Annotated in this window: 14 protein-coding genes; 7 read left to right on the top strand and 7 right to left on the bottom strand. The window is 66.6% G+C overall.

The features are described 5' to 3' along the window. Positions 1 to 12 precede the first annotated feature (12 nt). The 3 genes from Q0Q48_RS02750 to hemC are packed head-to-tail and all read right to left on the bottom strand — an operon-like array spanning position 13 to position 2,019. The gene (locus Q0Q48_RS02750; RefSeq protein WP_295133554.1) at positions 13 to 240 is read right to left on the bottom strand and encodes a sulfurtransferase TusA family protein; all 228 of its coding nucleotides are present in this window, start codon (positions 238 to 240) and stop codon (positions 13 to 15) included. Further along, positions 237 to 1,049 carry a M48 family metallopeptidase gene (locus Q0Q48_RS02745; RefSeq protein WP_295133551.1) on the bottom strand — a complete coding sequence of 271 codons (813 nt, stop codon included), beginning with the start codon at positions 1,047 to 1,049 and terminating at the stop codon, positions 237 to 239. Before Q0Q48_RS02745 ends, Q0Q48_RS02750 begins: the two co-directional genes overlap by 4 nt. A 43-nt stretch (positions 1,050 to 1,092) precedes the next feature. After that, entirely contained in the window at positions 1,093 to 2,019 is a 927-nt protein-coding gene (hemC, locus tag Q0Q48_RS02740) for a hydroxymethylbilane synthase (RefSeq protein WP_295133548.1), read from the bottom strand. 122 nt (positions 2,020 to 2,141) lie between these two features. On the opposite strand from hemC, the gene Q0Q48_RS02735 reads away from it, so the two are divergent. From Q0Q48_RS02735 to Q0Q48_RS02710, 6 genes are all read left to right on the top strand, one after another. Continuing rightward, the gene (locus Q0Q48_RS02735; RefSeq protein ID WP_295133545.1) at positions 2,142 to 2,792 is read left to right on the top strand and encodes a 2OG-Fe(II) oxygenase family protein; all 651 of its coding nucleotides are present in this window, start codon (positions 2,142 to 2,144) and stop codon (positions 2,790 to 2,792) included. Between the two features lie 241 nt (positions 2,793 to 3,033). Beyond that, entirely contained in the window at positions 3,034 to 4,071 is a 1,038-nt protein-coding gene (gene tsaD / locus Q0Q48_RS02730) for a tRNA (adenosine(37)-N6)-threonylcarbamoyltransferase complex transferase subunit TsaD (RefSeq protein ID WP_295133542.1), read from the top strand. A 9-nt stretch (positions 4,072 to 4,080) separates the two neighbouring features. Next, positions 4,081 to 4,716: a TIGR02466 family protein gene (locus tag Q0Q48_RS02725; protein ID WP_295133539.1), complete on the top strand. Its 636-nt coding sequence runs from the start codon at positions 4,081 to 4,083 to the stop codon at positions 4,714 to 4,716. A 24-nt stretch (positions 4,717 to 4,740) separates the two neighbouring features. Continuing rightward, a complete protein-coding gene (locus tag Q0Q48_RS02720; RefSeq protein WP_295133536.1) occupies positions 4,741 to 5,730 on the top strand; it encodes an NAD(P)H-dependent glycerol-3-phosphate dehydrogenase in 990 nt (329 codons plus the stop codon). Positions 5,731 to 5,746: 16 nt separating this feature from the next. Continuing rightward, on the top strand, positions 5,747 to 6,151 hold the full coding sequence (locus Q0Q48_RS02715) for an EVE domain-containing protein (RefSeq protein WP_295133534.1): 405 nt from the start codon (positions 5,747 to 5,749) through the stop codon (positions 6,149 to 6,151). Positions 6,152 to 6,164: 13 nt separating this feature from the next. Further along, positions 6,165 to 7,025: a DMT family transporter gene (locus Q0Q48_RS02710; RefSeq protein ID WP_295133531.1), complete on the top strand. Its 861-nt coding sequence runs from the start codon at positions 6,165 to 6,167 to the stop codon at positions 7,023 to 7,025. A 14-nt stretch (positions 7,026 to 7,039) separates the two neighbouring features. Here Q0Q48_RS02710 and Q0Q48_RS02705 read toward each other — a convergent pair whose 3' ends face one another. The 4 genes from Q0Q48_RS02705 to Q0Q48_RS02690 form a co-directional block, all read right to left on the bottom strand. Further along, on the bottom strand, positions 7,040 to 8,998 hold the full coding sequence (locus Q0Q48_RS02705; protein ID WP_295133770.1) for a PAS domain-containing sensor histidine kinase: 1,959 nt from the start codon (positions 8,996 to 8,998) through the stop codon (positions 7,040 to 7,042). 154 nt (positions 8,999 to 9,152) lie between these two features. Then, positions 9,153 to 9,521, bottom strand: a complete 369-nt coding sequence (locus tag Q0Q48_RS02700; RefSeq protein WP_295133528.1) for a response regulator — start codon at positions 9,519 to 9,521, stop codon at positions 9,153 to 9,155. Between the two features lie 147 nt (positions 9,522 to 9,668). Continuing rightward, a complete protein-coding gene (locus Q0Q48_RS02695; RefSeq protein WP_295133525.1) occupies positions 9,669 to 10,130 on the bottom strand; it encodes a response regulator in 462 nt (153 codons plus the stop codon). Between the two features lie 95 nt (positions 10,131 to 10,225). Then, positions 10,226 to 11,164, bottom strand: coding sequence for a response regulator (locus Q0Q48_RS02690; RefSeq protein ID WP_295133522.1), 939 nt, complete (start codon positions 11,162 to 11,164; stop codon positions 10,226 to 10,228). Between the two features lie 90 nt (positions 11,165 to 11,254). On the opposite strand from Q0Q48_RS02690, the gene Q0Q48_RS02685 reads away from it, so the two are divergent. Beyond that, entirely contained in the window at positions 11,255 to 13,381 is a 2,127-nt protein-coding gene (locus tag Q0Q48_RS02685; protein WP_295133518.1) for an ATP-binding protein, read from the top strand. Positions 13,382 to 13,520: the final 139 nt, after the last annotated feature.

The following is a 13,520-nucleotide window of genomic DNA, read 5'->3' as shown; positions in this document are numbered from 1 at the left end:
TCGGACGGGCGTCTAGCGTTTCCGAATCACGAATACCAGCACCTCGCCCTCGCGGGTCGAGGAGACCAGCTCGTGTCCGGTCTGCCGGCAGAAGGCGGGGAAGTCGGCCTCCGCGGCGGGATCGGTCGCGCGCACTGTGAGCAGCCCGCCGGGCGCCAGTTCGCGCAGCTTGCGATTGGCGCGCAGCACGGGAAGGGGGCAGAGCAACCCGGTGGCATCGTATTCCAGCGTATCGGTCATCGCGGTTTGTAATATTGCATGGCTTCCGGCAGCCAGCGCCTGATGTCGGCAATGCGCGTGGTGTCGGCAGGATGCGTGCTGAGCCATTCCGCCTGCCGCTTGCCGGAACTCGCGGCGCGCATGCGCTCCCACAGGGCGACCGCCTCGCGCGGGTCGTAGCCGGCCATCGCCATCAGCACCAGGCCGATGCGGTCGGCCTCGGATTCCTGGGCGCGCGACATCGGCAGGATGTAGCCCACCGTCGCGCCGGCGCCGACCGCGGCCATCATTGCCGGCAGATAGGTGCGGCTGCGGCCGCTCACCGTCGCCGACAGGGCCACGGCCGCGGCGGCGGTGCCGACCGACGCCACCATCTGGTCGCTCATGCGCTCGGCGCCATGGCGCGCCAGCGCATGCGCCACCTCGTGGGCGACCACCACAGCCATTCCGGTCTCGGTCTTCGTGATCGGCAGCAGGCCCGTATAGACCACGACCTTGCCGCCGGGCAGGCAGAAGGCATTGGGCTCGTTCTTGTCGACCGTCTTGAATTCCCAGCGGAAGCGCGGCGCGCGCCACAGTTCCTGCGGCGGATGCTCGGCGGCATTGGCGATGCGCCGGCCGACCTTGTCGACCATGGCGTTGACCTGGGCGTCGCGCGACAGCGGTTCCTTGTTCAACACCTCGCGATAGGCCTGCAGGCCCATCTCGCGCTCCTCGTTCTCGCTCACCAGCATCACCTGCGAGCGGCCCGAGACGGGCGCCGTCTCGCACGCGGCGAGCAGGGACACGAAGCCGCACGCGACCAGCAGGAAACGCAGGATGGGGTGCATGGATCGAAGTCTAGGGGCCGCTTCGCCGCCGGTCGAGTGTGCGTCAGTCGGCGAAGAAGCCCGGTCCGCCGCGGCGTTTCAGCTCCTCGCCCGCATCGCGCCCGAGCGCGGCGGCGTCGGCGATCGCGCCGCGCCGTTCCGTTGCGATCACTTCCGATCCGTCGGGCCGCGCGATCAGGCCCCGCAGATGCAGTTCGCCGCCCGTCAGGATCGCGTGTCCCGCGATCGGCGTGCGGCAGGATCCGTCGAGCACGACCAGCATCGCATGCTCGGCGCGCACGCAGACGCCGGTGGCCTCGTGATCGATCACGGCGAGCCAGCCGCGCGTTTGCGCGTCGTCCGTGCGCGCTTCGATGCACACGGCACCCTGGCCGACCGCTGGCAGCATCTCGGCTTCCGGGATGGCCGTGCCGACGCCGGTCTTGCCCAGCCGCTTCAACCCGGCCAGTGCCAGGATCGTCGCCTGTACGGTGCCGTCGGCGCGCCTGGCGAGGCGGGTGTCGACGTTGCCGCGCAGCGTGACGATGCGCAGGTCGGGCCGGCGATGCAGCAGCAGCGCCTTGCGACGCAGCGCCGACGTGCCGACGATGGCGCCCTGCGGCAATTCGTCGATGCGTTCGAGGTCGCCCGCGATCAGCACGTCGCGCGCATCCTCACGCGGCAGGAACGCCGAGATTGCGAGGCCGGGCGGCTGCGCCGTCGGCATGTCCTTCATGCTGTGCACTGCGGCGTCGATGCGCCCGCGCAGCAGGGCTTCCTCGATCTCCTTGACGAAAAGTCCCTTGCCGCCGGCTTCGGAGAGCGGCCGGTCCTGGATCACGTCGCCCGTTGTCCGGATGGTCACGATCTCGATCGCGCCGGGTGCCGCGAGCGCGGGCACCGCCTTGGCCAGGGCGTCGCGCACCAGGCCGGTCTGGGTGAGGGCGAGAGGGCTGCCGCGGGTGCCGAGCCGAAGGAGGGGGGCCGTCATGCGCGCTGCTCTAGCGCAGGGCGCCGCGTCACGCCAGAAGGCGTGGTGCCGAGAAGTTGTGTTCGGCGGTAGTTGCGGGGGCAGGGACCCACAGGCAAAAAGGCGGCGAACAGAGGCCGAGTATGAGTCAAGATCTCGAGATCGTACCGTTGTTTGCTACGCCGATCGTCGTTCACGAGGTGCCGGCCGCGGCCGCGTTGAATGCCGACCTGCGACGGGTCATCGAGGCGCGCGAGAAGTCCCACCCCGGCACACAGGCTTCCAACGAAGGCGGCTGGCAGTCGACCTGGGATATGGAGCGTTGGGGCGGCGTGCCGGCGCTGAAGCTGCTGGCCATCGCCCGCAACACCGCCAATCGCGTGACGATCGACCGGTCGGGCAATGCAGGCGGCGGCCCCCATCCTGGCGTCTTCGCGGTGACGTGGCGCGCTAACATGTGGGCGAACATCAACCGCAGCGGCCACGGCAACCTGCCCCACACGCATCCCGGCGCCTTCTGGTCCGGGGTCTACTATGTCGACGACGGCGGCATCGCCGCCGATCCGTCGCTGGGCGGGGCGCTCGAATTCCTCGATCCGCGCGGGGCCGGCCCGGTGATGTATGCACCGCATCTCGGCTTCGCGATGAAGGGCGGCCTATCGGGCGGCGCCAACGAGGTCCTGCAGCCGAAGGCCGGCCGCATGGTCCTGTTCCCGTCATGGCTGCTCCACCAGGTCCGCCACTATCGCGGCACGGCCGAACGCATCTCGATCGCGTTCAACCTGAACCTCTAACTCCCGGACGATGCAGGGCAATCGCGTTTGCCCTCAAAAGATCGCGGTAGCTGGCGTCTCGAATGAAGCGAAAGGTCCCTCACTGCGTTCGGGATGACAATTTTGTTGGGATTTGCGCAGTGCGCCGATCGGCAAACAGTGTCATCCCGAACGCAGTGAGGGACCTTTACCGCATATGCGATTGCCCTATCGGACGATACGTCGTCTGGCGCCCCGGGGTGCGGGCCGCTAGAAGTCGCGCATGCGCGTGCTGGGAATCGAAACGAGCTGCGACGAGACCGCCGTTGCCGTGGTCGAGGGCGCGGCGGGGACGCAGCCGGTCGGCCGGATCCTGTCCAATACGGTCTACAGCCAGCTGACCGAGCATCGCCGGTTCGGCGGTGTTGTGCCGGAGATCGCCGCGCGGGCCCATCTGGAGCGCATCGACGGGCTGGTCGCCCAGGCGCTGGACGAGGCGGGCCTCGGGCTGGCCGATCTCGATGCCATCGCGGCGACCGGCGGGCCGGGGCTGATCGGCGGCGTGATGGTCGGCGTGATGACGGCCAAGGCGCTGGCCTTTGCCCACGACAAACCCTTCATCGCGGTCAACCATCTCGAAGGTCATGCGCTCTCCGTGCGGCTGACGGAGCCCGTCGAGTTTCCCTACCTGCTGCTGCTGGTGTCGGGCGGCCATTGCCAGCTGCTCACCGTTCGCGGCCCGGGCGACTTCACGCGGCTGGGCACCACCATCGACGATGCCGCCGGCGAATGCTTCGACAAGACCGCCAAGTTGCTCGGTCTCGGTTTCCCGGGTGGACCCGCCGTCGAGCGGGCGGCTGAAGGCGGCGACCCGAAACGCTTCGCGCTGCCGCGGCCGATGTGGCGCAAGCCCGGCTGCGACTTCTCCTTTTCCGGCCTCAAGACCGCGGTGCGCCAGACGGTCGAGAAGCTGCCCGCCGACGATCCGCGCGCGGTCGCCGATCTCTGCGCCTCGTTCCAGCGCACGGTGGGCGACGTCTTCGCCGACCGCTGCGCCAACGCGCTGGCGCTGGCGCCGTCGTCGACGCTGGTGGTGGCTGGCGGCGTCGCAGCCAATGTCTATCTGCGCGGGCGACTGGATGAGGTCGCGGCGGCGCACGGCGCGAAGCTCGTCGCCCCGCCGGTCAGGCTCTGCACCGACAACGGCGCCATGATCGCCTGGGCCGGCGTCGAACGGCTGCGTCTGGGCCGGGTCGATGCGCTCGATTTCCGTCCCCGGCCGCGCTGGCCGCTCGATCCCGCCGCCGCCAATCGGATGTAGAGTGCCGTCATGAGCCAGGCCCAGCCCGTCTTCGAAACCGTCGCTGCCTTCGCGACGCCGATCCTGATCGCCGATCTTCCCGACGGTCCGCAGCTCAATGCCGCGCTGATCCCGGTCCTGGCGAAGCGCGAGGCCGAACAGGAGAACGAGCCGCACAGCACGCTCGGCGGCTGGCAATCGACCTGGGACCTCGACAAGTGGGCGGGCGTTCCGGCGATCAGGCTGCTGGCGATCGCACGCAACATCGCCAACCGCAGTACGAGCGATCGCGAAGGCAACGCGGTCACGATCGCCTGGAAGGCCAACATCTGGGCCAACATCAACCGCGGCGGCCACGGCAACGAGTTCCATTCCCATCCCGGCAGCTACTGGTCGGGCGTCTACTATGTCGACGATGGCGGCATCCCGGCCGATCCGTCGCTGGGTGGCGAACTCGAGTTCATGGATCCGCGCGGCCCGGCGCCGGCGATGTACGCGCCCTATCTCGCCTTCAGCCTGCCGGGCGGCCTGTCGGTCGGCACCAACCAGACCATCTCGCCGCGGGCCGGGCGGCTGGTGATGTTCCCGTCGTGGGTGCTGCACCAGGTACGGCCCTATCGCGGCACGGCGCAGCGCATCTCCATCGCCTTCAATCTCAGCCTGTGACGGGGATCGCGTGAGGGGGATCGCGTGACGGACATCGCCCATATCGGCGTCGTGGGCGGCGGCGCCTGGGGGACGGCACTGGCCTGTCTCGGCCGCCGCGCCGGTCGCCGGGTGACCCTGTGGTCGCGCGACCGCAGTGTATCGGCCGCGATCGCGCATGACCGCCGCAATGAGATCTACCTGCCGGGACAATCGCTCGACGCCGGCATCGAAGCGGCAACGGACCTCGTCGAGCTTGCCGGTTGCGATGCGATCCTCCTCGTCTGTCCGGCCCAGGCGCTGCGCACCGTGGCGCACGACTTGCCGGGCATTGGCCCCGTCGTGATCTGTGCCAAGGGCATCGAGGCCACGACGGGCCTGCTGATGCCCGAGGTGCTGGCCGAGGTGCTGCCGGGCCGCGCCATCGCCATGCTCTCGGGCCCGAGCTTCGCCGAGGAAGCCGTGCAGGGGCTTCCCACCGCCGTCAGCATCGCCACCGCCGATGCCGCACTCGGGCGCGACCTCGCGGCCTCGCTGGCTGCCGGCATGTTCCGGCCCTACTGGACCGACGACGTGGTGGGCGTGTCGCTGGGCGGCGCCGTGAAGAACGTGCTGGCCATCGCGGCCGGCATCGTCGAAGGGCGCGGCCTCGGCCACAACGCGGCCGCCGCGCTGATCACCCGCGGCTTCGCCGAGATGGCGCGACTGGGCCTTGCTCTCGGCGCCAATCTCGAAACCCTCACGGGCCTGAGCGGGCTCGGCGATCTGGTGCTCACCTGCCAGGGGCCGCTGTCGCGCAATCGCTCGCTCGGCGCCGCGCTCGGCAAGGGCGTGTCATACGAAAGCTACATGCGGGGCCGGCGGCAGGTGGTCGAAGGCGCGGCGACGGCGCCGGCGGTTCTCGAACGCGCCGCGACGCTCGGCATCGAGATGCCGATATGCAGCGCCGTCGATGCTATCCTGCATCGCGGCGCGGACCTCGACGAATCGATCCGCGCCCTGCTGGCGCGGCCGCTGCGGCGCGAAGGCAAATAAGGGCGGGAGAAACGACATGGCGTACTGGCTCATCAAGTCCGAGCCTTCGGTCTATTCCTGGGCGCAGTTCGTGAAAGACGGGCAGACCTCCTGGACGGGGGTGCGCAATGCCCAGGCCGCAATAAACCTCAAGGCGATGAAGCCCGGCGACCGCTGCTTCTTCTACCATTCCAACGAGGGCAAGGAGATCGTCGGCATCGCCGAGGTCGTGAAGGCCGCCTACCCCGATCCCACCGACAAGGCGGGCAAGGCCGTCACCGTCGACGTGAAGCCGGTCGCGCCGGTGAAGACGCCGGTGACCCTGGCCGCGATCAAGGCCGATCCCAGGCTCGCGGATTTCGGCCTGGTGCGCCAGTCGCGCCTCTCCGTCGTGCCGGTCTCGGCCGAGCAGTGGAAGATGATCGAGAAGATGGCGAAGTAACAGAAGCACCATCATGGTCGACAATACCCGCGGCATCGTCGCGATGCTGGCGTCGGTCGTCGTCTTCATCTTCAACGATGCGCTGATCAAGCTCGCCGCCGAGACCGTGCCGTCGGTGCAGGCGATCGGCGTGCGCGGACTGTTCGCCACGCTCTGGTGCGCGCTGGCCCTGCTGGCGACGGGCGCCTGGCGCAAGATGGTCTATGCGGTCCATCCCAGGGTCCTGCTGCGTGGCGGGCTGGAGGCAGGGGCGGCCATCGTCTACCTGATCGCGTTGTTCCAAATCCCCTTCGCGATCGCCACGGCGGTCAACCTGTCGACGCCGCTGATCCTGACGGTGCTCGCCGTCCTCATCCTGAAAGAGAATGTGCGCTGGCGACGCTGGACCGCGGTCGGTGTTGGTTTCGCGGGCGTGCTGCTGGTCATCCAGCCGCGGCCCGGCGACATCAACGGCTGGACCTGGGTGGCCCTCACCGGCACCTGCCTCGGCGCCTTCCGCGACATCATCGCCCGTTACCTGCCGCCGGCCGTGCCCACACTCGTGGTTTCCTTCACCACAGCGATCACCGTCGCCCTCGTGGGCTGCGCCTGGGCCTTGGTCGAGGGCTGGCAGCCGATCGATGCCCGCGCCCTGGGCTACATCGCGGCCTCCTCGCTGCTGCTCGCGATCGGCTACCAGTTCCTCGTGATCGCGCTGCGCTCGGGCGGCGAGATCTCGGTCATGGGATCGTTCCGCTACTCCTCGATTCTGTGGGCGCTCGCCATCGGCTACGTCGTGTGGGGCGAGGTCCCCAACGCCCTGGCGCTCGCCGGCATCGTCGTGATCGTTGGCTCAGGCCTCTACATTCTGCACCGCGAGCGGGTGCCGCGGTAGCCCATCGCGGTGGATCAGGGGCGATCGGAAGCGATCGGCCTGTCGTCGAGAGCCTGGCGGATCATCTGGGCCAGTTCATGCCGACGGAAGGGCTTCGCGAGCAGGCGCACGCCTGCATCGAGTCGTCCCTGATGGGTGATCGCATCCTGGGCGTATCCCGACATGAACACGACGGGCGTCTCTGGCCAGCGGCTCGCCACGGCGTCCGCCAAAGCCTTTCCACCGATCGCCCCGGGCATCACGACGTCGGTCAACAGCAGGTCGTAGGGACGTCGGGCAGCTTCGAATTTTGCCAGCCCGACGGTGCCGTCGGCTGCCTCGTCGACGGCATAGCCGAGGCCCCGAAGAATCTCGCAGATCCTCGCGCGGACATCGGCATTGTCCTCGACGACCAGGAGGCTCTCGCTCCCGAGAGGGAGGGACGGTGCGTCGGCCGGCGCTTCCTGGGCCGCCGTGCCATCCGCGCGCGGCAGGTACATCTTGATAGACGTCCCACGATCGAGCTCGCTGTAGATCTTGATGTGCCCGTTGGATTGCTTGATGAAGCCATAGACCATGCTGAGACCGAGACCGGTGCCTCGGCCTACCTCCTTGGTCGTGAAGAAGGGTTCGAACACCTTCTCCAGGGCATCCTGGGGGATACCGGTTCCGGTATCGGTCACGGCCAGCATTGCATAGGGACCGGCCGCGACGTCCGGATTCTGTGCGACGTAGTCCTGGTCCAGCACGATGTTGCGGGTTTCGATGACCAGTTTGCCTCCGCCCGGCATGGCGTCGCGTGCATTGAGGCTGAGATTCACAAGCGTCGTCTCGAGCTGGGTCCGATCGACATTGGTGATCCACAGGTCCTCTGCCAGAATCGGCTCGATCTCGATATCTTCGCCCAGCGTCCGCCTCAGGAGCTTGCTCGTTGCGAGGACCAGCTCGTTGAGATTGGTGAGGTTCGGTCGCAGCGGTTGACGCCGTGAATAGGCGAGCAGCTGCTGGGTGAGTTCGGCGGCGCGGGCGGCGGACTTCTCGATCTGTTCGAGCCTGTCGCGGGTGCGAACCGAAACATCCTGCTCCAGCAGGGCTTCGACGTTGATCGATATCAGCATCAGGATGTTGTTGAAGTCGTGTGCCAGGCCACCGGTGAGCTGGCCTACCGCCTCCATTTTCTGCGATTGGCGAAGCTGCGCTTCGACCTGGTTCCGTTCGGTGAGGTCCCGGATGATTCCCACATAGATGGGCTCGCCAAGATGCATCGCTTCGCCGACCGCGAGGTGCATCGGAAATGTCGTGCCATCCTTCCGCTGACCCACCACCTCGCGCGAGATGCCGATAATCTTGCGGATACCGGTGGTCTGGTAGTTTCGCAGATACTGGTCGTGCTCCCGCATCGTGTCCGGCGGCATGAGCATCTTCACATTGTGGCCGACGACCTCGGAAGAGCCGTATCCGAACAACTTTTCGCAGGCCCTGTTGTACACCTGAACGCGCCCCATGCGGTCGATGACGATCAGGCCATCGACCAGCGTGTCCAGGACGGTGTCGACCAACGTCCGCAGCCGCGCTTCGCTCGACGTGAGCCGGTCGGCCGCCGCGACACGATCGCTGATGTCCCGGGTGATCTTGCCGAATCCCAACAGCGTGCCGTCCTCGGCGTGGATCGGCGTGACAACGACGTTGGCCCAGAACGAGCTGCCGTCCTTGCGGACCCTGGAACCCGTATCCTCGAAGCGCCCCTGGGCCATGGCTTCCTGGAGCACATGCGCGGGTTTGCCGGCGGCGATATCCGCTGGCGTGAAGAAGATTGAAAAATGCCTGCCGACGATCTCGTCGGCTTCATATCCCTTGATTGCCTGGGCGCCTGCGTTCCACGACTTCACGATCCCATCGGGCGAGAGCGTTATGATCGCATAGTCGCGGACGCCCTCGACGAACAGGCGAAGATGCTGCCCGATGTCGTGCAAGGCAGAGGATGCCTGTCGCACTGTCGTCAAACGGCGCTCCCTGACCGTCTGTGCCCTGGGCATCCGCGGGGGTCTCGTTGCCCTCAGCCCCTGAAAGCACCACCCGGTGTCACGCTCCCATTTGGGCGAGGTTTCGTCAAGGCGTGTACCGGGGGTTGCGTCGGGTTGCTGACGCCTAGGCGCGAGTATCGCCCGAGATGAGCGCGGTCAGCATCCGCATGGAGACTGGCTTGGACACGATCGTGCAAGGAGGAAGCCCAGGAACGCGCTGCCGCACGGCGGCGAGGCGTTCAGGGTCAGGGTCGCCCGACATCAGGATCCAGGGGCATGAATGCCGAAGAGGGGCGAACTCGACAAAGAGGTCGACTCCGCTTCCGTCTTCGAGATTGAGGTCGCAGAGCACCACATCGGGAAGCGGGATCGCCGGAATGCGGCCGGCAAGAATCTCTTGGGCCTCCGCGCTCGTCCTCACGGCCGTGACGCTCTGCGCGCGCCGCACGAGATAGTCGAGAATCTCGCGCCGCAACTCGTCATCGTCTTCCACGAGGAGAATTTGAAGCGGCACAGTCCGGCCCATGACCAAAGAGGAGCGCTAGGTTCGTCCCGACTCCATGCCTGAAGCGGGGCAGCGTCAAGCCGGATTTGGAGAAAAAAGGAGACCGATCTCTACCGTCAGGTGTCTGACGGATAGTCAGCCGAACAACGCGCCCAGTCCCTTCGGCGGCGACAGAACAGGCAATCCGGTGCGCGCCGCGACGCGCGCGATCCGCTGTACCGACCGCGCGAGCGAGCGCACATCGACCGGCTTGTTGAGGAACTGGCAGATGCCGAACTTCGTGAGGGTGAGTTCGGAGAGCCAGTCGATGCGGCCGGACATAACCAGCAACGACGTGCCGGGTGACAGCCGGCGGACGCGTTCTGCCACGGTTACGCCGTCGAGATCCGGCAGATTGTAATCGATCAGGGCTATCCACGGACGGATCTCGGCCACGCGATGGATGGCCTCCGATCCGCTGTGGATCGCCTGGACGCGCAGTCCGATCCGGCGGAGATAGGAGGCGAGCTCCTCTGCCTGGGTCGGATCGTCCTCGATGACGAGGACGTCACAGGCAGTGGCGGGAGACTTGTCGTCGAAGGAGAAAAGCTTTTTCATGCGGGCAGTATGCCGCGAGCGTCGTCGACGTCACGCCGGATCGCATCCGATCTGGACCGGCGATACTTCCAGACTGGACGGGTTGCATCCGAACTCTATTTCGCGCGACGGCCGAGATAGGCTTCGAAGAAATTTTCGACCGCGCGCAATCCCTGATCGGTCAGCTTCATGATCGTTCGACGCTTGTCGCCCCGGTCCTCGACGCGATCGATGAGACCGTGGCTCTGCAATGTTTCCATGCGGCGGAGGGCGGTGGTCAGCGGCACGCCGGACGCGGCGCCGAGGCTGGTGACGGTGACTTCTTCGGCGCCCAGCCGTGCGTCGTAGAGGTCGAGCAGCATCTCCCAGCAGGGGTCGGAGAAAAGTTCGGCGGGAAAGTACGCGCTTCGATCGCGTCGAATGGTCTTGAGTTCGCGCAACGCCTCGCGCCTGAGCTGAAGCGGATCGGCCGCGACGGAATTGTCCCGCTGCGGCGCCGTCGATGACGGGATGGGCTCGGCCACGGACGGGGCCTCGCCGTGACGCATCTGCCGGGCGAGCTTCGCCGACTTCACGGCGCGCACCAGGTGGAGGCCGTCGACCGGCTTCGTCAGCATGTCGCGCGCCCCCAGCCGTATGGCGGCGACGGCGTCCTCGAAGCCCGCATGGCCGCTGACGAAGATGACTTCGGGCCGCTCACCTTCCTTCAGCAGGCGGAGTCTTTCGGCAAACTGCATCCCGTCCAGTTCCGGCATCCGGAGATCGGAAACCACCACTTCGGCCCGGACCCCACCGGCCATGAGTTCGAGGGCCGACCACCCGTCGCCGGCCGAACGGCACCGGAGGCCCGCCTTGGTGAGGTACTCGACCAGTTCCTCGAGCGCGTCCGCGTCGTCGTCGACAACGAGGACGTCGATAGAGGTTTCATCCCGGATGGATTTTCGCGACGGGCTCATATGGCTTTGTCGTGCCGATTCGTCGATTGCCTCCAGAATGGATGCATTGGACGACCGGCCCCCGGCTCCAGCGTGCCCGTTCTGCGGTACATTCTGCAAGGGAGAATGCAGGAAACCCCATCAGGACGGACGCAAGTGGGTCATCAACCCGTGCGAGCAGCAGTTGGAGCAGCGAAGGCGCCCGGCCGAATGGCCGCAATCCTCGGGCGGGCGGGAGGCCGGCGTGTGCTTTGGCTCGCGGCGCTGCAGATCGCTCTCGTCTGGGCCGTCGCCTGCATGCTGATCTGGGAGAACTATCGCAACTCGGTCGAGGACTGGAAGCGCACGGGGGAGACTCTGGCGCTCTCCGTCACGGCCTATATCGGACAGGCCCTCCGCAGCGCCGATCTGGTCCAGAAAAGCGTGCTCGACTGGATCGACGACGAAGACATCACAAGCGAGGCGCAGTTTCGCGAATTGGTGGCGCAGCGGCGATTCTACGAGGCGATGAGGGGGCGGACCACGGGCGTGCCTCAGATCGGGGTGATCGGCATCACCTCCCGGCAAGGATTGCTGCTGAACTCAACTCATGAATTTCCGACGCAGACGCTGGATCTGTCCGATCGCGAGGCGTTCAAGGCCGCATTGTCCTTCAACTCGGACACCATGGTGTTCAGCGCTCCGGCAACGGGCCGCGTCACGGGACGGCCGACTTTCTATCTGGCGCGCAGAATATCGATGAAATCGGGTGAAACGCTGGGAGTGGTGATGGTCGGCCTCGGCGTCGATTACTTCGCCAAATTCTTCCGCCATGTCTCGATCGGCAATGACAGCTGGATCACGCTCTATCGCGCGGACGGAACGATGCTCGCCACCAGCGTCGCCCAATCCGAGATGCTCGGCCGGCGCTTCGAGAATTCGCTGCCGCGCCGCGTCATCCTCGATGGCGGGTCGGGCCGGGCCGTCCTGACCGATGAGCCCAGCTGGCGCGAGCCAAACGCGTCCAGGAGCCGGATTCTCGTGCCTCGGGAGGTGGAAGGCTATCCTGTGTTCATCTCGCTGGTGATCGGCAAGAGCGTTTTTCTCGCGCCCTGGGAAGTATCATCGCGTGTCATTCTGGCCCTGGCATGCGCAGTCACGGCGCTGACGATCATGGTGGCCCTGTGGCTGTTGCGCCTCATGGACAAGACCGAGACGGCGAACCGGCTGGCCTCGGAGCGGAGCGTATTGTCGGCCATTGTCGACACGCCGTCGGCCATGACCGCCGTGTTGAACGCAGAGGGCAACATCGTCCGAGCGAATTTGCGGTTTCATGAGGTCTTCGGCCATCAGGATCTGCACTCCGCCAACCTCGAGGGGAAGGAGGCGCTCTTCGAGTTCATCTCGGGCGAAGCGAACCTCGCCGAAGTGGACCTGGCGCTGACCCAACCGGACAATTCAACCCGGCTGCTCCATTTTTCGCTTTCGCGGCAGGCGTTGCCGGATGCGGGCGGCTGCATCGTGATGGTTGGCCACGACGAGACGCTGCGCCACCAGGCGAGGCGGGCCATCGAGCAATCCGCCAAGCTGGTGACGCTGGGAGAGATCACCACCGGCATAGCCCATGAGATCAGCCAGCCGCTGAACGTCATTCGAATGGCGGCCCAGAATGCACTTTCCGAACTCGAGCCCGATTCCGAGCTTGTCGCGCTGGGCACGCCGCCGATGGCCGATGCGGATCTCCGGCCATTCGTGACGGCCAAGCTGCACAGGATCGTCTCCCAGGTCGACCGCGCGGCGTCGATAATCTCCCGCATGCGCATCTTCAGTCGCTCCACCCGGGAGGGGCGGCGGCCCTTCGACGTCCGCGATGCCTGCAAGGACGCGACCGCGCTGGTGCAGCAGCAATTCCAGCGCAACGGCATAGAGATCCGGACGAACTTTGCCGACGAGCCGCTGATGGTGATGGGATACCAGCCCACGCTGGAACAGGTGGTCGTAAGCCTTCTCGTGAACGCCCGCGACTCACTGCTCGACGCCCACCAGTACAAGAAGCTCGTGCAGGTCAGCGCCGAGCGCGCGCCGGAAGGCGGGATCGTCATCCTTGTGTCCGACAACGGACCGGGTGTGCCATCCAACATCCGCGACCGGATCTTCGAGCCTTTTTTCACGACCAAACCGGTCGGCGAGGCCACGGGCCTCGGTCTCGCCACGTCCTACGGCATCGTGCGTGACGCGGGTGGCACGCTTTCGCTCTCGCCGGAGGGACCCGGCGCCACATTCCGTATCGATCTGCCGTCGGCGCCACCCGAGACCGCGGGAACGGCCGTCCCATCCGGGAGCGGCGTGCAGGCCTGAGCGACCTGTTCGGAATCGACCGCGCGACGGCGTGCGGCGAGGTTCTGCAACGGCGCGGCAAAGCCCAACCCTGGCGGCTGACCGCATCCGCGCCCATGGATCGGACTTCCGGCACTCCGATCCATTCTGGAGGCTTCGA

Origin of the sequence: uncultured Reyranella sp. (genome assembly GCF_945957355.1) — a bacterium.
GTDB lineage: Bacteria > Pseudomonadota > Alphaproteobacteria > Reyranellales > Reyranellaceae > Reyranella.
The sequence above is the reverse complement of the archived record's forward strand: the minus strand, read 5'-3'. Positions and strand labels throughout refer to the sequence as shown.

Bases quoted from the DNA above. Each gene is read 5' to 3' on its own strand.
- Q0Q48_RS02750 (WP_295133554.1), bottom strand. From the start codon at position 240: ATGACCGATACGCTGGAATACGATGCCACCGGGTTGCTCTGCCCCCTT.
- Q0Q48_RS02745 (WP_295133551.1), bottom strand. From the start codon at position 1,049: ATGCACCCCATCCTGCGTTTCCTGCTGGTCGCGTGCGGCTTCGTGTCC.
- hemC (WP_295133548.1), bottom strand. From the start codon at position 2,019: ATGACGGCCCCCCTCCTTCGGCTCGGCACCCGCGGCAGCCCTCTCGCC.
- Q0Q48_RS02735 (WP_295133545.1), top strand. From the start codon at position 2,142: ATGAGTCAAGATCTCGAGATCGTACCGTTGTTTGCTACGCCGATCGTC.
- tsaD (WP_295133542.1), top strand. From the start codon at position 3,034: ATGCGCGTGCTGGGAATCGAAACGAGCTGCGACGAGACCGCCGTTGCC.
- Q0Q48_RS02725 (WP_295133539.1), top strand. From the start codon at position 4,081: ATGAGCCAGGCCCAGCCCGTCTTCGAAACCGTCGCTGCCTTCGCGACG.
- Q0Q48_RS02715 (WP_295133534.1), top strand. From the start codon at position 5,747: ATGGCGTACTGGCTCATCAAGTCCGAGCCTTCGGTCTATTCCTGGGCG.
- Q0Q48_RS02710 (WP_295133531.1), top strand. From the start codon at position 6,165: ATGGTCGACAATACCCGCGGCATCGTCGCGATGCTGGCGTCGGTCGTC.
- Q0Q48_RS02695 (WP_295133525.1), bottom strand. From the start codon at position 10,130: ATGAAAAAGCTTTTCTCCTTCGACGACAAGTCTCCCGCCACTGCCTGT.
- Q0Q48_RS02685 (WP_295133518.1), top strand. From the start codon at position 11,255: ATGGCCGCAATCCTCGGGCGGGCGGGAGGCCGGCGTGTGCTTTGGCTC.